Annotated in this window: 17 protein-coding genes; 7 read left to right on the plus strand and 10 right to left on the minus strand. The window is 51.4% G+C overall.

The window, feature by feature from the left end:
- Positions 1-11: 11 nt before the first annotated feature.
- Together artP and BM191_RS00895 are read right to left on the minus strand one after the other, a co-directional pair.
- Positions 12-740, minus strand: a complete 729-nt coding sequence (gene artP, locus BM191_RS00890) for an arginine ABC transporter ATP-binding protein ArtP (RefSeq protein ID WP_092875144.1) — start codon at positions 738-740, stop codon at positions 12-14.
- A gap of 193 nt (positions 741-933) precedes the next feature.
- Entirely contained in the window at positions 934-1473 is a 540-nt protein-coding gene (locus BM191_RS00895; RefSeq protein WP_092873884.1) for a lipoprotein, read from the minus strand.
- A 106-nt stretch (positions 1474-1579) separates the two neighbouring features.
- Between BM191_RS00895 and BM191_RS00900 the strand changes: the two genes are divergently transcribed.
- Positions 1580-1903, plus strand: coding sequence for a heavy metal-binding domain-containing protein (locus BM191_RS00900; RefSeq protein WP_092873887.1), 324 nt, complete (start codon positions 1580-1582; stop codon positions 1901-1903).
- An 81-nt stretch (positions 1904-1984) separates the two neighbouring features.
- Here the strand turns inward: BM191_RS00900 and ltaE are convergent, their stop codons facing one another.
- The 3 genes from ltaE to BM191_RS00915 all read right to left on the minus strand — a co-directional run bounded on the left by ltaE (position 1985) and on the right by BM191_RS00915 (position 5805).
- Complete coding sequence (gene ltaE / locus BM191_RS00905; protein WP_092873890.1) at positions 1985-2992, minus strand: low-specificity L-threonine aldolase; 1008 nt, start codon at positions 2990-2992, stop codon at positions 1985-1987.
- Between the two features lie 76 nt (positions 2993-3068).
- Positions 3069-4790 (minus strand): ubiquinone-dependent pyruvate dehydrogenase, encoded by a 1722-nt coding sequence (gene poxB / locus BM191_RS00910; protein ID WP_092873893.1) that lies wholly within the window; start codon positions 4788-4790, stop codon positions 3069-3071.
- 115 nt (positions 4791-4905) lie between these two features.
- Positions 4906-5805: a lysine exporter LysO family protein gene (locus tag BM191_RS00915; protein ID WP_092873896.1), complete on the minus strand. Its 900-nt coding sequence runs from the start codon at positions 5803-5805 to the stop codon at positions 4906-4908.
- A gap of 135 nt (positions 5806-5940) precedes the next feature.
- Here BM191_RS00915 and BM191_RS17345 point away from each other — a divergent pair, with 135 nt between their 5' ends.
- The 4 genes from BM191_RS17345 (at position 5941) to clpA (ending at position 9854) form a co-directional block, all read left to right on the plus strand.
- On the plus strand, positions 5941-6180 hold the full coding sequence (locus BM191_RS17345) for a DUF2813 domain-containing protein (protein WP_092873899.1): 240 nt from the start codon (positions 5941-5943) through the stop codon (positions 6178-6180).
- A 74-nt stretch (positions 6181-6254) separates the two neighbouring features.
- On the plus strand, positions 6255-6704 hold the full coding sequence (locus BM191_RS00925; RefSeq protein WP_143088778.1) for a hypothetical protein: 450 nt from the start codon (positions 6255-6257) through the stop codon (positions 6702-6704).
- 524 nt (positions 6705-7228) lie between these two features.
- The gene (clpS, locus tag BM191_RS00930) at positions 7229-7549 is read left to right on the plus strand and encodes an ATP-dependent Clp protease adapter ClpS (protein WP_092873905.1); all 321 of its coding nucleotides are present in this window, start codon (positions 7229-7231) and stop codon (positions 7547-7549) included.
- A 28-nt stretch (positions 7550-7577) separates the two neighbouring features.
- Positions 7578-9854 carry an ATP-dependent Clp protease ATP-binding subunit ClpA gene (gene clpA / locus BM191_RS00935; protein ID WP_092873908.1) on the plus strand — a complete coding sequence of 759 codons (2277 nt, stop codon included), beginning with the start codon at positions 7578-7580 and terminating at the stop codon, positions 9852-9854.
- 98 nt (positions 9855-9952) lie between these two features.
- On the opposite strand, the gene infA is transcribed toward clpA, so the two are convergent.
- The 5 genes from infA to trxB form a co-directional block, all read right to left on the minus strand.
- Positions 9953-10171, minus strand: coding sequence for a translation initiation factor IF-1 (infA, locus tag BM191_RS00940; protein WP_002211347.1), 219 nt, complete (start codon positions 10169-10171; stop codon positions 9953-9955).
- A 336-nt stretch (positions 10172-10507) separates the two neighbouring features.
- On the minus strand, positions 10508-11200 hold the full coding sequence (aat, locus tag BM191_RS00945; protein ID WP_092873911.1) for a leucyl/phenylalanyl-tRNA--protein transferase: 693 nt from the start codon (positions 11198-11200) through the stop codon (positions 10508-10510).
- Positions 11201-11225: 25 nt separating this feature from the next.
- Entirely contained in the window at positions 11226-12959 is a 1734-nt protein-coding gene (cydC, locus tag BM191_RS00950; RefSeq protein ID WP_092873914.1) for a heme ABC transporter ATP-binding protein/permease CydC, read from the minus strand.
- Positions 12959-14728, minus strand: a complete 1770-nt coding sequence (gene cydD / locus BM191_RS00955) for a heme ABC transporter permease/ATP-binding protein CydD (protein ID WP_092873917.1) — start codon at positions 14726-14728, stop codon at positions 12959-12961. Before cydD ends, cydC begins: the two co-directional genes overlap by 1 nt.
- 139 nt (positions 14729-14867) lie before the next feature.
- Entirely contained in the window at positions 14868-15833 is a 966-nt protein-coding gene (gene trxB / locus BM191_RS00960) for a thioredoxin-disulfide reductase (RefSeq protein WP_092873920.1), read from the minus strand.
- Between the two features lie 507 nt (positions 15834-16340).
- On the opposite strand from trxB, the gene lrp reads away from it, so the two are divergent.
- Both lrp and BM191_RS00970 read left to right on the plus strand, forming a co-directional pair.
- A complete protein-coding gene (gene lrp / locus BM191_RS00965; protein ID WP_092873923.1) occupies positions 16341-16835 on the plus strand; it encodes a leucine-responsive transcriptional regulator Lrp in 495 nt (164 codons plus the stop codon).
- A 120-nt stretch (positions 16836-16955) separates the two neighbouring features.
- Positions 16956-20270, plus strand: a complete 3315-nt coding sequence (locus BM191_RS00970; protein ID WP_092873926.1) for a DNA translocase FtsK 4TM domain-containing protein — start codon at positions 16956-16958, stop codon at positions 20268-20270.
- Positions 20271-20348 lie beyond the last annotated feature (78 nt).

Here is a 20348-nt window from a genome sequence, read left to right on the forward strand (position 1 = left end):
TCTGTCCTGCGTTAATGCGAAAGATAGCTGGCAAACGCATCTGTTCGCGGCTGTGTGAAATGGCTTGCATCACCTTGTTCAACGATGCGGCCATTCTCCATATAAACCACCCGGGTGGCCGTTTTTTTAGCAACTTCCACTTCATGAGTGACGATCACCTGAGTGATCCCGGTTTGCGATAGCTCCTGAATAATTTCAACTATCTGAGCAGTTATTTCTGGATCAAGCGCAGCAGTTGGCTCATCAAATAACAGTACCTGCGGCTCCATCATCAACGCACGAGCAATGGCCACGCGCTGCTGCTGGCCGCCGGAAAGATGCAGCGGATAGCGATCGGCAAAGGTTTCAAGGCGCAAACGTGACAGCAGTTTCGCCGCCCGCTGATGTGCCTGATCTTTGCTCAATCCGAGAACACGGCAGGGGGCCTCAATCAGGTTATGCATGACCGTCAGATGTGGCCAAAGGTTATACTGTTGAAACACCATACCGACATTTTTGCGCAGCGTGCGGATTGCGTTGTCATCGGTCCGTTGTGCGAAGTTAAATTCAGAGCCTGCAATGTTTAAAGTACCGGTACGCGGCACTTCCAGCAGGTTGAGCACCCGTAATAGCGAACTCTTACCTGCACCACTCGGGCCAAGCAAGACGAGGGTTTCACCCTGCGAGCAGCTGAGGTCGATATCGAACAAAGCCTGATGGGGGCCATAAAAGCAGTTTATGGCGTTAAGTTGAATACTCATGCGAGAAAAATGAATAGCGATAGATAGCGCGAATAGTAACGCTGACAGCATAGTTATGCAATCAGGATGCGTTAAAATATATTTATGGTTGCAATAAAGTTGAAGCGTAGCACAAGGTAGCGTTGATGTGTGAAAGTGCGCCGATAAAAACAGCAATTAACGGTTGACGCGCCGGTTCCGTGCGCGGGACAGGTTATTTTCCCAGCACATTTGAAAGGCTGGCATTAGCCATATGGGATGTTTTTGCCAGGTAACGAACGTCATCCAGCGCCCAGCAGCTGCCTTCACGTATCATCAGTACTTCGTCTTTCCATCCAATCGGGCGATTGCCGTCGCGGCTCATACTCACCCGCAGCGGTATGTTGCGTGCATCAGTATTCGGAATAGAAGAGGCGTCCATAACATCGACAGCGCTTGGGCCTGCGTCGACACTGGAGAATATATCACCCTGGAGTTGATTACGCAGCTGCGTATCCTGGCTGGCCTTGAGCAGTGACTGATATAAATGGTCGCTCAGATAGGGGCGGTATTTGCTTAAGGTTGCGCTATCAGGTATACCCTGACCTGGACTCTGAACACGCAGGTTGTAAAAAGCTTGTGCTACGGTGTCAGGGCCGCCACTGGTGCAGGGGCTTATCCGGGTTCCCGTATCGTTAAAAGCCGGTTGAACGGTGGTGCAGGCGCTCATAAGTAACGTCAGCAGAACAAGAGCAGTTAGCGTTTTATTGTTCATCATGTTTTCCTGGTGTAACCGGATGTCAATTTTTAGCATTGAGTATAGCCGCTTTGTTCTTACGCGTGGTTTACTCTTGAGTGATGCAACAAACGGAGGAATACGGATGAAGCTCTCAACAACACCAACCCTTGAAGGGCAAAAGATTATCGAATACTGCGGTGTGGTAACCGGAGAGGTGATTCTCGGGGCCAATATATTTCGTGACTTTTTTGCCGGTATTCGCGATATCGTCGGTGGGCGCACTTCTTCTTATGAGAAAGTATTACGCAAAGCGCGTGAACAGGCTTTTTCTACTTTGCAGGCGCAGGCTGAAACCCTGGGGGCCAACGCGGTGGTTGGCATTGATATTGATTATGAAACCATCGGCAAGGACGGCAGCATGCTGATGGTCAGCGTCAGCGGAACCGCAGTGAAAGTAGACAACTGACGCTCAATGTAGCGCCGCTGCTTCACTGAAGCCTGCCTTGTAGCCGGTTGCTGTGGGAAAACAGGCTTCTCTCCGGGGTATTCAGCCGTAAAGTTGCAGAAACTCGCGCCAGGCATCGACCACGTTTTCCAGCGCACGACGGTCGATGTCCAGGTGTGTGACCAGGCGGGTAACCTCGCCGGTAGAAACCAGAATATCGCGCTGTTTCAGCCACTCTTTTAACGGCGCTATCTGCGCTTGCGGCAGTTTAATGAACACCATATTGGTATCCTGACGCGAAACGGCAACGCCTGCCGCTTTTAATTCCTCTGCCAGCCAGGCCGCATTGTCATGATCATGTTGCAGGCGAGCGACGTTATGCTCTAAAGCATAAAGGCCAGCGGCGGCCAAAATACCGGCCTGGCGCATCCCACCACCGGTCATTTGTCGCCAACGGCGAGCGCGTTGAATAAATTGCTGACTACCGCACAGTAACGATCCGATTGGTGCGCCCAATCCTTTAGACAAACAGATACTCAGACTGTCAGCATAACGGGCCAGGGCCTCCAGTGGCAGGCCCAGGGTAACCGCAGCATTAAAGATCCGTGCGCCATCAATATGCAGCGCCAGATCGTGCTGTCGGGTAAAATCCCAGGCTTGTTCAAGATAGCTCAGTGGCAGCACTTTACCGTTGAAGGTGTTTTCCAGGCTAAGCAGGCGGGTGATGGCAAAGTGAATATCGTCGGGCTTGATAAATTGCTCAACGGTAGCTAGTGGTAGGGTGCCATCCCGTTCCTGAAGGATGGGCTGTGGTTGAATGCTACCCAGTACCGCTGCGCCCCCTGCTTCATATTTATAGTTATGAGCCAGCTGACCAACAATGTATTCTTCGCCGCGATTACAGTGGCACAGCAGTGCAACCAGATTTGCCTGTGTACCCGTCGGTAAGAAAAGGGCGGCTTGTTTACCGCTACGATGAGCAATCTCGGCTTCGAGCGCGTTAACCGTTGGGTCATCGCCATACACATCATCGCCGGTTTCAGCCGTCAGCATGGCGCTGAGCATCGCCTCTCCAGGGCGAGTAACGGTATCGCTTCGTAAATCAATCACGCTTAATCTCCTGTTAAAAAAAACGGGCGCTTTCGCGCCCGCTGGGTAATAATGTGTTACTCAATTGACTGTTGTTTTATCGCAGCCAGTTGGTTTTTGCCAGCTCGACGATCTCATCTCCCCTGCCGTTAATCAACGCACGCAGCATATAGAGGCTGAAGCCCTTTGCTTGCTCCATCTTAATTTGCGGTGGCATCACCAGTTCATCTTTCGCCGTGACCACATCAATCAGCACCGGCCCGTCATGCGAAAAAGCCGCCTGCAGCGCCCCGGTCAGTTCTGTGGATTTCTCAACGCGAATTCCCTTAACGCCGCAGGCGTTGGCGATGTCGGCAAAGTTAGGATTATGCAAATCCGTGCCGTCGGTCAGGTAGCCGCCTGCTTTCATTTCCATCGCGACAAAGCCCAGCTCGCTATTGTTAAACACCACAATTTTGATTGGCAGTTTGAGTTGAGCAACGGAAAGAAAGTCACCCATCAGCATGCTGAAGCCCCCGTCGCCTGACATTGCGATCACCTGACGCTGGCGATCTGTCGCCTGTACCCCCAGTGCCTGGGGCATCGCATTAGCCATAGAACCATGACTGAATGAACCTAACAGGCGGCGTTTGCCGTTCATTTTCAGATAGCGAGCTGCCCAGACGGTTGGTGTCCCCACATCGCAGGTGAAAATTGCATCATCTGCGGCGAGGTTGCTGATTTGCTGTGCCAGATATTGCGGATGAATGGCTTGCTTATCGTTGGCGGTGGCGAGGTCATCGAGCTCTTTGCGGCTATCCGCATAGTGTGACAACGCTTTATCGAGAAAGCGGCGGTCGGTTTTCAGTTTCAGACGCGGCAGCAGAGCGGTAAGTGTTTGTTTAATGTCGCCTACCAGCGCCATATCGACATGGCAGTGCGAGCCGAGGCTGGCAGGATTAATATCGATCTGGATGATTTTGGCTTTTTCCGGATAGAAGGCACGGTAGGGAAACTGGGTGCCGAGCAGCACCAGGGTATCGGCATTCATCATGGCATGATAGCCAGAAGAGAAGCCTATCAGCCCGGTCATGCCAACGTCGTAGGGGTTGTCGTACTCAATATGTTCTTTGCCACGCAGTGCGTGAACGATCGGCGCCTTAAGCGTTTTTGCCAGTTCAATGACCTCAGCATGCGCTCCTGCACAGCCGCTGCCGCACATCAGAGTAATATTATTTGATTCGTTCAATGCGCTGATCAGGCGATTAAGTTCATCGATATTAGGCAGCACAACCGGTGCGGCGGGTGGGTACCAGGTTACGCGTGCCTCTTCGGGAGCGGGTTGCAGTGCGACATCGCCGGGTAGAACAATGACCGAAACGCCCCGATTAAGGATAGCTTTACGCATGGCGATGCCCAGGACCTGCGGCAGCTGCTCCGGGTTTGAAACCAGCTCACAATAATGGCTGCATTCGCGAAATAGTTCCTGAGGATGGGTCTCCTGAAAATAGTTGCTGCCTATCTCACTGGAGGGGATATGAGCGGCGATAGCGAGAACCGGCACATGGTTACGGTGACAGTCAAACAGACCGTTAATCAGATGTAGATTACCAGGCCCACAGGAGCCAGCACAGACAGCCAGCTCCCCACTGATGTGTGCTTCCGCGCCGGCGGCAAAGGCGGCAACCTCTTCATGCCGGGTTGCTATCCATTCAATCGTTCCCATCCGGTTCAGGCTGTCGCTGAGACCGTTAAGTGAGTCTCCCGTGACGCCCCAAATACGTTTTACCCCAGCGTTTTCAAGTGTTTTCGCCACTAAGGCTGCGACCGTTTGCTTCATATATATCTTCCTTTATTTGTCGAACAGTTCATCCTGGTGAAATGGGATAACCATCACAAAGCATAGTCTAAACCGGGGCGATGTATTTTTCTGATCGTGGGAGAAATGTAAAAATTTAGGTTGAGAACAACGCCATCATCACCGGGGCCAGCAGACTGAGCAAGAAACCGTGGACGATAGCGGCAGGCACGATTTCATTGCCGCCACTACGCTGTAAGACTGGCAGCGTAAAATCCATCGAGGTTGCACCACATAATCCCAGCGCGCTGGTGCGATGACGGGTGATCAGCGCTGGGATCAGGGTGATGGCCAGCAGTTCACGCAGAAGGTCGTTAAAAAATGCCGCACTGCCAATGACCGGACCAAATGACTCAGTCATCAATATACCTGACAGCGAATACCAGCCAAATCCCGATCCTAAAGCCAGCCCGGTATTCAGCGGGACCTGGAGTAACAGTGATGCCAGCAGGCCGCCAGCTAATGACGTGAGCCATACTACACTGGCAATTGTCACTCCACGACGGTTCAGGAGTATCTGACGCAGCGTCATGCCGTTTCCGCGCAGTTGTATGCCGACAAAAAAGAGCAGTAGAAGTAGGGCATATTCACTAGCTTCACTGGCATGACGCAATGGCGCCCAGTGACTGAGACCCGCGGCAAAGCCACCCAGCACCACCAGACCTAGTTTGAGTGACTCCAGCGCCATCTGCAGCCGGGACGGGAGTACCTGCTGCCGATGTGTATGGCGCCAGGGATAGCGATGTGCCAGTAGTTCCAGTCCGATGACATTAAAAATGATAATGCACAGGGCAGAAATCAGGCTAATCCGTGCAATATTCAGTAAGTTTTCGCTGAGGTTTTCAAGAAAGGCCAGACTAATCCCCATAAAAAATAGAATGATATAAACCATCCAGCTAAGGAGGTTATTGACAACATTCAGAATTGATTTCCAGGTAATAGGCAGAAAATAGCCAATAATCAGCGGCAGAAGAATAAGTATAAGGCCTGAATACATTGAATTTTCCATCCATGTGGCGAAGGGGAGGCGGCGAAAAGCTAGCGAAATTTTATCATCATGTAAAGGTTCGCTTGACCCCTCAGCGATCAATTCACATGCTCGGGCAATTCGCAGGGAAGGACAGCGTGAAATATGATTCTGCAATGTATTGATATCGAGGGCTTCCGTGGCATTTACCGTCTTTCTCTGACGCTTGACGATAATAATGGACTCATTGGCGAGAAGGTGTGGGGAAAAACCAGCCTGCTGGATGCGCTGTCAATCGCTTTCGCACCGGGCGCAAAGGCGCCCGCTTTTCGTCAGCAGGATTTCTACCAGCCCGCAGGGGATCGATTACATTTGCGGTTTTACTTCAGGGAGAAGCGGGCGTGAGAGGCCAGCCGTTGAAATAAGCGATAACGCCAGAGTCAATAGCATTATTGCGCCGCCTGCATCTGGTTTTGCGCTTGCGAGATACACGCACTACCCGACATCATAATGGCCCGAACATTGCGCTTTACCCAACGTATGGGCATTGGCTGGCATGTCTTACTGATGGTGACGCGGCCGGACAAAAATACGCTGCCAGCGCCCGAAACATGATTCCAGATGCGCCTGTGGAAACTGTGCCGCGCTTCGTAACGCAATTACCCTCACCGGATATGGAGCATTTCCAGTATAAGGCTGGTTTTTCAGACGTCTATCATCGTATGGCTCGTCTACCGTCGGGCGTACCGGCGAGCATGCGCAAAGCCATCACAAAAGCGATTCATCAGGAATCAAAGCCAGGGCTGGCGATTACCGTCGCTTCAGATGCCGCAGAGCGTAGGCGCAATGCGATCTCATCTTTGCTCCGGCAAATGTTTACTGAGGTTTTGCAACAGGCTGAGCTTAATAGCGATGAGAAAGATTTGTAAATAGCGTTTGAAAACGCTGCTGCCGGACCCAACTTATTTAACCCGTAGTGACATGTTCTCAGAAAAAAGCCAACCCTGGCAGCTGGCACATTTGTCAGGGGGAAATTAAGAATAGGGTGAAGGGTGCGCAAAGATATTATCGCCGCCATCTTTCGGACAGATAACGACGTCACTTTTGGCGTATGTAGCATCATTTAACTGTTCGTCTCCTTGCTGCTGGATACCTCGCATAACAGTGATTGTTACATGAAGATATCAGGCTTGGTTGCCTGATAACCTGTGAACCACAGCAGTCTGCGTGTATTGCAGCAATGCAGAATAAAACCCTGTAGCGTCAATGCTATTCCGGCAGCGGAATTGTCAAAATTTAAGGCAGATAACGTGCTGATGACTTTTTGTGCGGCAAATCGCGTCGGTAAATGCCACGCTTTTTTATGCTGTCGGAAACCCTGTTTTCACGTGTTAAACTTATACGAGGAATCAGGGTGTAAGTGGTTACGATGGTTGATAACACTGGGTACGTAATGGGTAATACGAACGACTGGCTTGACGTTGAACATTTTGCAGAAGACAAATTGCACGAAGGCCTCAAACCACCTTCGATGTATAAAGTTATACTTAATAATGACGATTATACACCGATGGAATTTGTTATTGACGTTCTGCAAAAGTTCTTTTCTTATGATGTTGAACGCGCAACGCAATTGATGCTTACGGTGCATTATCAGGGTAAAGCGATTTGTGGTGTTTTTACCGCGGAAGTGGCAGAAACCAAAGTCGCTCACGTTAATAAATATGCCAGGGAGAACGCGCATCCGTTGCTGTGTACGCTGGAAAAAGCCTGAAAAGGCGATCTAAATTGGGGAGGTGCCTATGCTCAATCAAGAACTGGAACTCAGTTTAAATATGGCTTTCGCCAGAGCGCGCGAGCACCGACATGAATTTATGACCGTTGAACACCTGCTGCTGGCATTGCTCAGTAATCCCTCAGCAAGAGAAGTGCTCGAAGCCTGTACGGTCGATATTGTCACCCTTCGTCAGGAACTTGAAGCTTTTATCGAACAAACAACGCCAGTATTACCTGTCGTTGAAGAAGAGCGTGATACGCAGCCTACGCTCAGCTTTCAGCGTGTACTTCAGCGTGCCGTTTTCCATGTACAGTCATCCGGCCGCAGTGAAGTTGCTGGCGCTAATGTTCTGGTGGCGATTTTCAGCGAGCAGGAGTCTCAGGCAGCGTATCTGCTGCGTAAACATGAGGTTAGTCGCCTTGATGTGGTTAACTTTATTTCTCATGGCACGCGTAAAGATGAGCCAAATTCACAGCAGGATTCGGAAAATCCAGTCAATGAAGAGCAAGCAGGCGGGGAGGAACGTATGGAAAACTTCACCACCAATCTGAACCAGCTTGCACGCGTTGGGGGTATTGATCCGCTGATCGGTCGCGAGAAAGAGCTGGAGCGCACTATTCAGGTCCTGTGTCGCCGCCGCAAAAATAACCCGCTGTTGGTTGGTGAGTCCGGTGTGGGTAAAACGGCTATCGCTGAGGGGCTTGCCTGGCGTATCGTGCAGGGTGACGTTCCTGAAGTAATCAAAGAGTGCACCATATATTCGCTGGATATGGGGTCATTGCTGGCGGGTACTAAGTATCGTGGCGATTTTGAAAAGCGCTTTAAAGCCCTGCTAAAACAGCTTGAACAGGATAACAATAGCATTCTGTTTATTGATGAAATTCATACAATAATTGGCGCAGGCGCTGCCTCCGGCGGTCAGGTTGATGCAGCTAATCTGATCAAACCACTGCTCTCAAGCGGTAGAATTCGCGTAATGGGTTCAACGACCTATCATGAATTCAGCAACATTTTTGAGAAGGACAGGGCGCTGGCTCGTCGCTTCCAGAAAATTGACATTACTGAACCGTCGGTCGACGAAACCGTCCTGATCCTTAACGGCCTGAAGCCTAAATATGAGTCCCATCATGATGTGCGCTATACCGCAAAAGCGTTGCGGGCGGCGGTTGAGCTGGCAGTAAAGTATATCAACGATCGTCATCTACCCGATAAAGCTATCGATGTGATCGACGAGGCTGGCGCTCGTGCGCGATTGGTACCGGTCAGCAAGCGTAAAAAAACGGTTAATGTGGCGGATATTGAAGCGGTGGTAGCGCGCATTGCCCGCATTCCGGAGCAAAGCGTTTCTGCCACCGATCGCGATACGCTCAAAAATCTTGGCGAGCGACTGAAAATGCTTGTTTTCGGTCAGGACAATGCAATTGAAGCCCTGACCGAAGCGATCAAGATGAGTCGTGCCGGGCTGGGGCAGGAACGTAAGCCTGTCGGTTCTTTCCTTTTTGCTGGCCCAACCGGCGTAGGTAAAACGGAGGTGACCGTTCAGCTGGCCAAAGCGCTCGGCATTGAGCTGCTTCGCTTTGATATGTCGGAATATATGGAACGCCATACTGTCAGTCGCCTTATTGGTGCACCTCCGGGTTACGTCGGGTTCGATCAAGGCGGACTACTGACCGATGCGGTTATCAAACATCCGCATGCCGTGGTGCTGCTTGATGAGATCGAAAAAGCCCATCCGGACGTGTTCAACCTGCTGCTTCAGGTGATGGATAACGGTATGCTGACCGATAACAATGGTCGTAAAGCTGATTTCCGTAATGTGGTGGTCGTCATGACCACTAACGCCGGCGTCCGTGAAACTGAACGTAAGTCCATTGGACTTATTCATCAGGATAACAGTACAGATGCGATGGAAGAGATAAAGAAAGTGTTTACGCCAGAGTTCCGTAACCGCCTCGATAATATTCTCTGGTTTAACCATCTCTCGACAAACGTTATTCATCTGGTGGTGGATAAGTTTATTGTCGAGCTTCAGGCTCAGCTGGATGCTAAAGGTGTCTCGTTGGAGGTCAGTGACGACGCTCGCGGCTGGCTGGCAGAAAAAGGCTATGACAAAGCGATGGGTGCACGTCCGATGGCGCGAACCGTGCAGGAGAATCTGAAAAAACCGTTGGCAAATGAGCTGCTGTTTGGCTCTCTGGTAGACGGTGGTTCGGTATCCGTTGCGCTCGACAAAAAGCGTCATCAACTGACTTACCATTTCCTGAGTGCGGAAAAGCGTAAAACCGAAGGCTCGGTGCATTAACTGTCTGGCAATGCGTAAAGAAGAAAAGGCCGACGGTAAAGTCGGCTTTTTTATGCGGCAGGGGCGCGTACGGGCGTCTCCGTCAGCCGCCCAATAAATCAGCGGCTACGGAAGACAATGCGGCCTTTGCTCAGGTCGTACGGGGTCAGCTCAACAGTGACTTTGTCGCCCGTCAGGATGCGGATATAGTTTTTACGCATTTTACCGGAAATATGAGCGGTAACCACGTGACCATTTTCAAGCTCAACGCGGAACATGGTATTAGGTAACGTATCCAGTACGGTACCCTGCATTTCAATATTGTCTTCTTTTGCCATCGAATCCTCTGGGTATGACAATCTAAAATTTGGACCGGCAAGATAATGCCGAATTTCCTGATTTATGTAAAGAATTGCTGGTGCAAATACCAACACTAACCGGTGGTCAGGTTCCTGTGAACAACCACGCGGATAGATACGGTCAGTAATGACGTCTGCGGGGAGGGATAGCGGATATGGAGCTACTCGCGGCTAAAGCCATTGAGTCAGTTCGATAAAATGCCAGGGAATTCCCAACGGGGCCTGTTCCTGCTCGGTTAAACACGAGCATAGATTACTGATAATATCTTCGGATTATACCATCAAACATTGTGCATTGCGCAGAAAACATTAGCCTCAGAACAAGCGCTTAGGATGCCAGCACCAATCGCTAACCGGCCGGTCAGCCAGCTGGCTAATCAATGTGAGATAATCGACACGGGGAATATGATAGGCACCCAGCGATTGTGTATGCGGATTCAATACCTGGCAATCGATTAACTCTCCTCCCTGACGCCGAAAATAATCAGCAAAAACCAGCAGAGCGGTTTTTGACGCGTTAACGCTGCGGCTGAACATCGACTCTCCACAGAAAATTTGCCCTAAGCCGAGACCATACATGCCGCCAACCAGGTTTTCATCCTGCCATACGTCAATTGAGTGGGCGTGGCCCAACTGCCATAGCTTAATCCATGCCCGCTTTACCTCAGTGGTGATCCACGTTCCTCCAACGCGATCGCTGGCGCAGCCGGCAATAACTTCGGGGAATGCACGATTCAGCGTGATCTGATAAGGCGACTGCTTATGGAAACGTTTCATGCTGCGACTGAGCCGAAACGCTTCTGGTCGCATCACTGCGCGGGGATCTGGTGACCACCAGAGGATTGGATCTCCAGGAGAAAACCAGGGGAAAATGCCGTGATGATAAGCGTTCAATAAGCGTGCGGAACTCAGGTCGCCACCCATGGCGAGCAGACCGTCTGGCTCGCGGAGTGCCATTTCAGGTGGCGGGAACTGAATTGAGTCATGGGAAAGTTGAATCACGCGCATGGATTTTCACTTTGCTGAATCTGATTCACTGTAGCGCGTTACGCCGCTGAAAGTCGCTGTAGCGCCCACGTTTAGCGATTAATTCCTGATGGCTACCCAGTTCAATAAGCTGACCACCATCCATAACGCCAATCCTGTCCATATTTTCAACGCCCTGCAACCGGTGGGTTACCATGATTACGCTCTTATCGCGCGTAACGTTTTGCAGCAGGCTGAGGATTTGCAGCTCAGTGTGGGCATCGAGTCCTTCAGTCGGCTCGTCCAGCAACCAGAGGGCGCCATCGTGCAACAGTGCCCGGGCGATACCCAGCCGACGCCGTTCGCCGCCGGAAAGCTGACGTCCACCCTCACCGAGCCAGGCGTTAAGGCCCTCCGGACTGCTCAGCAGTTTCTCCAGGCCAACCTGCTGTAGCGCGTGAGACAGCTGGGCATCGCTGGCTCCGGGAGCGGCCAGCAGTAAATTATCGCGCAGGGTGGCACTGAACAAGTGTACACGCTGGCTGACGACGGTTGTCATTTTCCTCAGTGCGCTTTCCTGCCAGCTCGCCAGTGGCTGGTCGTTCAGGGTGATTTCACCCTGCTGTGGGTCCCAGGCGCGAGTGAGAAGCTGCAATAAACTTGACTTACCGCTCCCTGTACGACCAATCAACGCCACCTTTTCGCCTGCCCGTAGACGCAGGGAAATATTCTGCAATGCCGGAAAGGCACTATTTTCATAGCTGAAGCTGACGCACTCCAGTGCGATGCTTACCTGCGTTGCTGCTTGCTGCCTGTCGTCATCAAAACTGACTGTCGGGCGCTGAGCGGTGATCTCAGTTACTCGTTCAGCAGATGCAATAACCTGCCCCAGATGCTGGAAGGCGGTTGCCACAGGTGCCAGCGCTTCAAAAGCTGCCAGGCTACAGAAGACAAACAAAGCTATAAGCGCTCCCGGTTTGATCATATTGCCAACGCCTGCGGCGCTGAGCCAAAGCATCAGCGTTATTGTCAGGCCACTGATCAACATTAGTATGGCCTGTGACCATGCACTTAGCCCGGCTTGCCGCTGCTGAGTGCTATGCCATTGTTGCTCCATTAGCTCCAGCTTATGCCGATAGTCAGGTTCAGCACCATAAATACGCAGCTCGGCCATTCCCTGTAACCAGCGCATCAGTAAACTACGATACTCACTGCGCTGACGGGTTAACGCCGCCCCGTCAGCGTAGCCGAGTCGATAGAACAGCGGTGGCAGTATTAACAGCGTTGCTAGCAGAATAAAGCCCAGCGTCATCGCCAGCTGGACATCCAGCCAGCTCAGGCCAGCTATCACCACGAGCACGACACACAAGGCGCCGACCATCGGTGAGATAACCCTAAGATACAGGTGATCAAGTGTATCCACATCGGCGACAAGACGATTAACCAGATCGCCCTGCTGAAAACGGGACAGTCTTCCGGGTGTCAGTGGCAGCAGTTTGGTAAAAAGAGTGACGCGAAGATGCTGTAATACACGAAAGGTTGCATCATGGCTTACCAGTCGTTCAAAGTAGCGTGAGGCGGTGCGTGTAATGGCGGCGCCGCGCACGCCGGCTGCCGGTAGCATATAATTGAAGCTGTATAATCCGGCAAAACCTGCAAGGGATGCTGCAGCCAGAAACCATCCCGAAAGCGTCAGTAATCCGATGCTGGCAAGCAGGGTTAAGATGGCCAGTATCACGCCAAGCGTCAGGAGGACGCTATGGCGTCGATAGAGTTTCAGAAAAGGAAGCAATATTTTCATCAGGATACCTCACTCATTCGCCGATTGAGTAAACGGGCAAAGACGCCAGGCTGCTGAAGCAGAGCCTGCATATTTCCCTGTTGAACGAGCTGCCCGTCTTCCATGACCCAGATAGTATCCCAGTCGTCAAGCTGATCCAGCTGATGGGTTATCAGCAGAGTAGTTTGCTGGTAAGAGGCGGCGAGTAAACATTGGTTAACCAGCCGTTCGCTCACCGCATCCAGACTGGCTGACGGTTCATCCAGTAGCAGTAGTGATGATGGTTTTAGCAGTGCGCGCGCCAGAGCAATGCGTTGCGCCTGTCCGACTGACAGCCCTGAGGCCTGCTCGTCAATTTTGGTATTGAGTCCCGCGGGAAGGCGATCGATAAATTCACTGATCCCTGCACGCTCAAGAACCCATTGCAGGCGATCCTCTTCAGGCTGCGACATCTGAGTAATATTTTCCCGTATGTCTGGTGCGGGAAGATGTGGATTTTGTCCGAGCCAGGCCACCTGCTGTTGCCAGCTCGCTGGCGTAATGTCACGTAGCTCTTGTCCACTCAGTGTCAGAGAACCCTCATAAGGTAAAAAACCCATCAGTACGTTGAACAATGACGTCTTGCCTGCCCCGCTCAGGCCGACAATGGCGATACGCGCACCGGCCTCAATGTGAAAGTTAAGTGGCCCGGCAAGGGTGACGCCTCCAGCGGACTTGATAAACAGCTCTCGGGCATGAATAGATAGCGGTTGGCCCGCGGGTAGCTGAAATTGTCTCTGCGGTTGGTGTGATTCAGGATGCAGTCTGAGAAACTGTTCAAGCGAGTCGGCGGCGCCTGTCGCCTGTGCTTTTGCATGGTAAAACGTACCCAGGTCTCGCAGTGGTTGAAAAAACTCCGGTGCAAGAAGCAGCGCCAGAAAACCGGCAAATAGCGTTACGCCGGCTCCATAGCTGCCGAAATGTAATTCACCAAGATAGGAAAAGCCAAAATATACCGCGACGATCGCAATAGACAGCGAAGCAAAAAACTCCAATACAGCGGAGGAAAGAAATGCCAGGCGCAGAACGTCCATTGTGCGCAGGCGAAACTGATCGGTTGACTGGCTGATAGCCGCTTTTTCCGCGCTGGCGCGGTCGAATAACCGTAAGGTATCAAGTCCGCGCAGGCGATCGAGAAACTGGCCACTGAGACGACTAAGCGCCTGAAAGTTACGTCGATTGGCGTCAGCGGCTCCCATACCAACCAATGCCATAAAAAATGGTATCAGCGGAGCCGTAATCAATAAAATTAATGCTGCCGCCCAGTTCACCGGAAAAATAGCAAGTAAAATAAAGCCAGGGATCAATACTGCCAGGGTCATTTGTGGCAGATAGCGGGCGTAGTAATCGTGCATTTCCTCTATTTGCTCCAGCAATAACGTTGCCCAACTGCCAGCTGGTTTGCCCTGAATCCAGGCCGGGCCTGCCGCCGTGAGATGATCAAGCACCTGCTGGCGCAGAGCCAGACGTATGCTCTGACCGCAGCGAAATCCTGCACGCTCTCGCGCCAGCGTAAGAAGCGCGCGTAATGCGAAGCACAAGATGAGAAGCAAGAAGTGCGTCACAAGGCTGTCGCGTGGGATTTGATTGACAATCAATGCCTGAAGTAGCGATGCCAGCAGCCACGCCTGGGCCACCAGAATCAGCGCACTGATGACACCCAAAAGCGATGAGAGCCGCAGCCATTTTTTAGCCGGTGCAGTTTGTTGACGTAACCAGCGTGTAAGTTCCTGCTGTCGGGTTTTATTCATCGTATGCCAGATCAATTTTTGCCGTAATCGGGACTACGGCGTAAAACGGGAAATGCGGCTAATGTTACCCGCAGCAAATCAAAAAGGCGACACGGGAGTGTCGCCTTTTGTAAATATGATCAGGAGGTTAAACTATCCGTTACGATTTTTTAATCAATCCATCCAGATAGCGTTCTGCATCCAATGCGGCCATACAGCCAGTACCTGCTGAAGTAATAGCCTGACGATAACTATGATCCATCACATCACCCGCCGCGAATATCCCGCTGATGCTGGTCTGGGTTGCATTGCCGTGCAGACCAGACTGCACTTTGATATAGCCATTCTCAAGTTCGAGCTGTCCGGCGAAAATAGCGGTGTTTGGACTATGACCGATGGCAATAAAGCAGCCCGCAACCTCAATGATTTCAGTATCCTGGCTGTCAGCCACGGCGCGTAAACGAACAGCTGTTACGCCCATCTGATCGCCAATGACTTCATCGAGGATACGATCGGTATGCAAGACGATGTTGCCTTTAGCCACTTTATCCATCAGACGGTCAATCAGGATTTTCTCTGCACGGAAGCTGTCACGGCGATGAATGAGGTGAACCTGAGCGGCGATATTTGACAGATAAAGTGCTTCTTCAACGGCGGTATTGCCACCACCGACAACCGCTACTTTTTGGTTGCGGTAGAAAAAGCCGTCGCAGGTTGCGCAGGCTGAAACACCCTTACCTTTGAAAGCCTCTTCCGATGGAAGCCCCAGATAGCGTGCTGATGCCCCTGTTGCAATTATCAGCGCGTCAGCCGTGTATTCGCCGCTATCGCCAGTCAGACGAAATGGACGCTGTTGCAAATCGACACAATGAATATGATCGAAGATGATTTCAGTATTGAATTTTTCTGCATGCGCCTGCATGCGTTCCATTAGCAGCGGACCGGTGAGATCGTTTGGATCGCCAGGCCAGTTTTCTACTTCGGTTGTTGTGGTTAACTGCCCGCCTTTTTCAAGGCCGGTAATTAACACCGGTTTGAGATTTGCGCGAGCCGCATATACCGCAGCGGTGTAGCCTGCTGGCCCTGAGCCCAAAATCAAAAGTTTGCTGTGTTTGGCCGTACTCATGAAACCCTCATTCAACTGGCTAAGATATGGTTCGATTGTAGGTAATTATCAACAGCAAAAAAAGCGCTAGGGATTGAAGTTAACAATCGATTTAACAGGTTGTTTTGTAGTCAGAGATTGAATAGCTATGGCTTATTAACAGGACATAAGGTGACGAAAGGGGAATATGCGACAAAATATCCATTAAAAACCTGGCCGAACGCGAAATTATGGCATGTTGTCCTGATTCTTATTGTTTTACTTTGACAATCGCCTGCTGTTTTGCGAAAACAATGTAGTAAGCAGAGAGGCTGTCGGCGAAGTCGAGGTTAATACCCCTCCCGATGAAAGCGGCAGCATACGATCGCCTGCCATCCGTCCTGACTCATGAGGTGGACAGAGCCCATGCGTCAGGGAGATGGGTGCTTAATCAAGCATCAGGTAAACGTCTTTTTCAAGAAATCCCTGCACATTAACGCTATTCAGAATATGGCAGGTTGAGGGTAGGAATTAAGAGAGACAATAATAATGGTAGAAAATAAAAAACGCCCTGGTAAAGATCTCGACCGCATTGACAGAAACATTCTTAACGAGCTGCAAAAAGACGGTCGCATCTCAAATGTTGAACTTTCCAAGCGGGTTGGGTTATCACCGACTCCATGTCTTGAGCGTGTTCGTCGCCTTGAGCGCCAGGGGTTTATCCTTGGGTACACTGCGCTACTGAACCCGCACTATCTGGACGCTTCACTGCTGGTTTTCGTTGAGATTACTCTTAATCGTGGTGCGCCAGATGTATTTGAACAATTTAACACAGCAGTACAAAAGCTCGAGGAAATCCAGGAGTGTCATTTAGTTTCAGGCGACTTTGATTATCTGCTGAAAACCCGCGTGCCTGATATGTCCGCTTACCGAAAATTACTGGGTGAAACACTGCTGCGTCTTCCCGGCGTTAACGATACGCGCACCTATGTTGTGATGGAAGAAGTGAAGCAGAGTAACCGTCTGGTCATTAAGACCCGGTAACATAAGCCAGGTGCAAAACTCGAGAGTTTTGGTTACACTCCTGTGCATTCATACAGGTTCAGCGTCGGGCTATCTCCGGCGTTGTTATCTGCTTAGTTCACAGGAACCTGGAGAGTTCTCTTGAGCCAGGAATATACAGAAGATAAAAACGTTACATTGCGCCCATTGAGCAGCGGCCGCCGCCTGCTCGAAGCTTTGCTGATTCTGGTTAGTCTGTTTGCCATCTACCTGATGGTTGCACTGGTCAGTTTCAATCCATCCGATCCCAGTTGGTCACAAACTGCCTGGCATGAACCTATTCATAATCTGGGTGGCAGTATCGGCGCCTGGTTGGCCGATATGCTGTTATTTATTTTCGGCATCATGGCCTACGCTATTCCTCCAATCATTGTCGGTCTGTGCTGGATCACCTTTCGTCAGCGCGATCATCATGACTACATCGATTATTTTGGCGTAGGCTTGCGCCTGATCGGGGTTCTGGCATTGGTGATTACAACCTGTGGACTGGCTGCGATTAATGCTGATGACATCTGGTATTTTACTTCAGGTGGCGTCATTGGCAGTCTGGTTAGCAGCGCGATCTCTCCGTGGTTCAGTCCGGCTGGTGGCACGCTGACGCTACTTTGCATCTGGGCGGCTGGCGTCACGCTATATACCGGTTGGTCATGGCTAACGATTGCAGAAAAAATCGGCGCGGTGATTATGGGCGCTCTGACTTTTGCCAGCAACCGTTCACGCCATGAAGAAGTCTGGCGAGAAGAAAAGGAGCATTCAGAAGTCGACGGGAAAATTCATCATAGTGTTGCACAGCCAGAAGATGAAGATGATATTTTGTTAGCGATCCCGAAACGCGTAGTCGCCTATGATGATGAGACCGACCCGCTGTTTAATTCTGCTTATTCTGTTGCAGAACAAGGCGAGCCGACTGCGTCTTCAACACCCAATGATTCCGCTCCGGGATCAGCATCCGCGTTTGCCGTTTTCGAACCCGATGATATTACGGCGCAAGCAGTGACCGCTACGACGAATTCTCACCAGGATAATCCTCCGCTGTATCGCTTTGACGTTCCCCAGGATGTGCGGTCTCCATCTGTTCAGGTTGAGGATGAGGATGGCCCGATATTGGGTAACTGGCAGCAGGCAGACTCTCCAGCGCTGGACTCTACACACCTCTCAGTACATCAACCACCGATCTTACCCGCTGATACAACATCGGCGTCGGTCGATGTTGTTGTTGGTTCAGCAACCTTTGTGCCTGCTTTTGGCGCAACCAATGAGGGTGGAAACTATAATCCGCAGGTAAAACAGGGTATTGGTCCTGAACTTCCCCGGCCAAATAAGGTGAAGCTGCCGACGCGTCGTGAGTTAGCTTCATACGGTATCAAACTGCCATCTCAGCGTATGACGGAAGAGAAAGCGCGTGAAGATCTTCAATCCCGGCAAGATCACAGCGTGGACGATGATGATGCTATGCAGCAAGCGGTGCTGCGTGAAGCTTTTTTTGCGCAGCAACAGCAGCGTTACAGTAAAGGTCTTAATGATGTGGATGATGAAGAGGCGCTGCAGCATGCGATGTTAGCTCGCCAGTTCGCTGAGCAACAGCGTCAGCGCTACGATAGCGATGACAAAATACGACAAAGTGTCGGACAGGGGCAAAAACCGGCGCTGGATACGCGTAATGCCTTTAATGTTTCATCCCTGGCCGATTTAGTGGATGATAATCCGTCGGGGCCGCTGTTTACTACTGCGCCAGTAGAGAGTGCTTCTGTAACCGCTATCACTCCAACCGTCGCGTCGCCGTCGCATCTTGACGCCGACTCATCGCCCTTTGGCGTGGCCCAGCAGACGTTTGCTGTGGAGCCTGAAGAGCAAACGCCGGCTGGTGCATTCAAAGATAGCCTGTTTCATCCGTTTCTGGTGCGAGACGAACAGCCGGTACAACGGCCAACGACACCACTGCCTACATTGGATCTCCTTGCCTCGCCACCGAAAGAAACCGAGCCAGTGGATCATTTTGCATTGGAGCAGACTTCTCGTCTTATCGAGGCGCGGCTGGCGGATTATCGGGTAAAAGCCGATGTGGTAGGCAGCTCACCCGGCCCGGTTATTACCCGCTTCGAACTTGATTTAGCCCCTGGAGTTAAGGCTGCCCGGATTTCTAACCTTTCGCGCGATCTGGCTCGGTCACTGTCAGCGGTTGCGGTACGCGTAGTGGAAGTTATACCCGGTAGACCTTACGTTGGCCTTGAGTTGCCGAATAAGCATCGTCAGACCGTCTATCTGCGCGAGGTCCTGGACTGCCCGGCATTTCGCGACAGCCCTTCACCGTTGTCGATCGTACTGGGTAAAGATATCTCTGGCGAGCCGGTGGTGGCCGACCTCGGCAAGATGCCGCATCTGCTGGTAGCAGGTACGACAGGCTCGGGTAAATCGGTTGGCGTTAATGCCATGATCCTCAGCATGCTGTACAAGGCAACCCCGAAAGAGGTTCGCTTTATTATGATAGATCCTAAAATGCTGGAGCTGTCGGTTTATGAAGGCATTCCGCATTTGCTGACGGAAGTGGTCACTGACATGAAGGATGCGGCCAACGCGCTGCGCTGGTGCGTGGTGGAGATGGAGCGTCGCTATAAACTCATGTCGGCACTGGGCGTACGAAATATTGCCGGCTATAACGAAAAAGTAGACCTGGCTGAAGCAATGGGACGACCTATCCCCGATCCATTCTGGAAACCAACAGACAGCATGGATATGTCGCCGCCGGTACTGAAAAAAGAGCCCTATATTGTGGTGATGGTGGACGAATTTGCCGACCTGATGATGACTGTTGGTAAAAAGGTGGAAGAGCTGATTGCGCGACTGGCACAGAAAGCCCGCGCCGCTGGGATCCATCTGGTTCTGGCCACCCAGCGCCCATCCGTCGACGTTATCACCGGATTGATTAAAGCCAACATTCCTACGCGTATTGCTTTTACTGTTTCCAGTAAAATAGACTCGCGTACTATTCTCGATCAGGGCGGCGCGGAATCGTTACTGGGGATGGGTGATATGCTTTATCTGGCTCCTAACTCATCTATCCCTGTACGTGTTCACGGTGCTTTCGTGCGCGACCAGGAGGTTCATGCGGTAGTACAGGACTGGAAGGCCCGCCAGCGTCCCGAATATAAAGAGGGCATTCTCAGCGGCGGTGAAGATAGTGAGGGCGGGACTGGCGGTATTGATGGCGATGAAGAGCTGGACCCCCTGTTTGATCAGGCAGTCAGTTTCGTCGTTGAAAAGCGTCGCGCCTCTATTTCTGGCGTTCAACGCCAGTTTCGCATCGGCTATAATCGTGCAGCGCGTATCGTCGAGCAGATGGAAATGCAGGGGATTGTTTCTTCGCCTGGACATAACGGCAACCGGGAAGTTCTGGCACCACCACCGCACGAAATGTGATGGTCGTATTGATGTCATTATGTATATGGGCCAGGCTTGACTGGCCCATAAATTTTTAGCCCGGGTATACGCTATTTT

The sequence above is a fragment of the Izhakiella capsodis genome (assembly GCF_900115045.1).
Classification (GTDB): Bacteria; Pseudomonadota; Gammaproteobacteria; order Enterobacterales; family Enterobacteriaceae; genus Izhakiella; species Izhakiella capsodis.

Coding starts and splice junctions, on each gene's coding strand:
- artP (WP_092875144.1), bottom strand. CDS start 740: ATGAGTATTCAACTTAACGCCATAAACTGCTTTTATGGCCCCCATCAG.
- BM191_RS00895 (WP_092873884.1), bottom strand. CDS start 1,473: ATGAACAATAAAACGCTAACTGCTCTTGTTCTGCTGACGTTACTTATG.
- BM191_RS00900 (WP_092873887.1), top strand. CDS start 1,580: ATGAAGCTCTCAACAACACCAACCCTTGAAGGGCAAAAGATTATCGAA.
- poxB (WP_092873893.1), bottom strand. CDS start 4,790: ATGAAGCAAACGGTCGCAGCCTTAGTGGCGAAAACACTTGAAAACGCT.
- BM191_RS00915 (WP_092873896.1), bottom strand. CDS start 5,805: ATGTATTCAGGCCTTATACTTATTCTTCTGCCGCTGATTATTGGCTAT.
- BM191_RS17345 (WP_092873899.1), top strand. CDS start 5,941: ATGATTCTGCAATGTATTGATATCGAGGGCTTCCGTGGCATTTACCGT.
- clpS (WP_092873905.1), top strand. CDS start 7,229: ATGGGTAATACGAACGACTGGCTTGACGTTGAACATTTTGCAGAAGAC.
- clpA (WP_092873908.1), top strand. CDS start 7,578: ATGCTCAATCAAGAACTGGAACTCAGTTTAAATATGGCTTTCGCCAGA.
- infA (WP_002211347.1), bottom strand. CDS start 10,171: ATGGCAAAAGAAGACAATATTGAAATGCAGGGTACCGTACTGGATACG.
- aat (WP_092873911.1), bottom strand. CDS start 11,200: ATGCGCGTGATTCAACTTTCCCATGACTCAATTCAGTTCCCGCCACCT.
- cydC (WP_092873914.1), bottom strand. CDS start 12,959: ATGAAAATATTGCTTCCTTTTCTGAAACTCTATCGACGCCATAGCGTC.
- cydD (WP_092873917.1), bottom strand. CDS start 14,728: ATGAATAAAACCCGACAGCAGGAACTTACACGCTGGTTACGTCAACAA.
- trxB (WP_092873920.1), bottom strand. CDS start 15,833: ATGAGTACGGCCAAACACAGCAAACTTTTGATTTTGGGCTCAGGGCCA.
- lrp (WP_092873923.1), top strand. CDS start 16,341: ATGGTAGAAAATAAAAAACGCCCTGGTAAAGATCTCGACCGCATTGAC.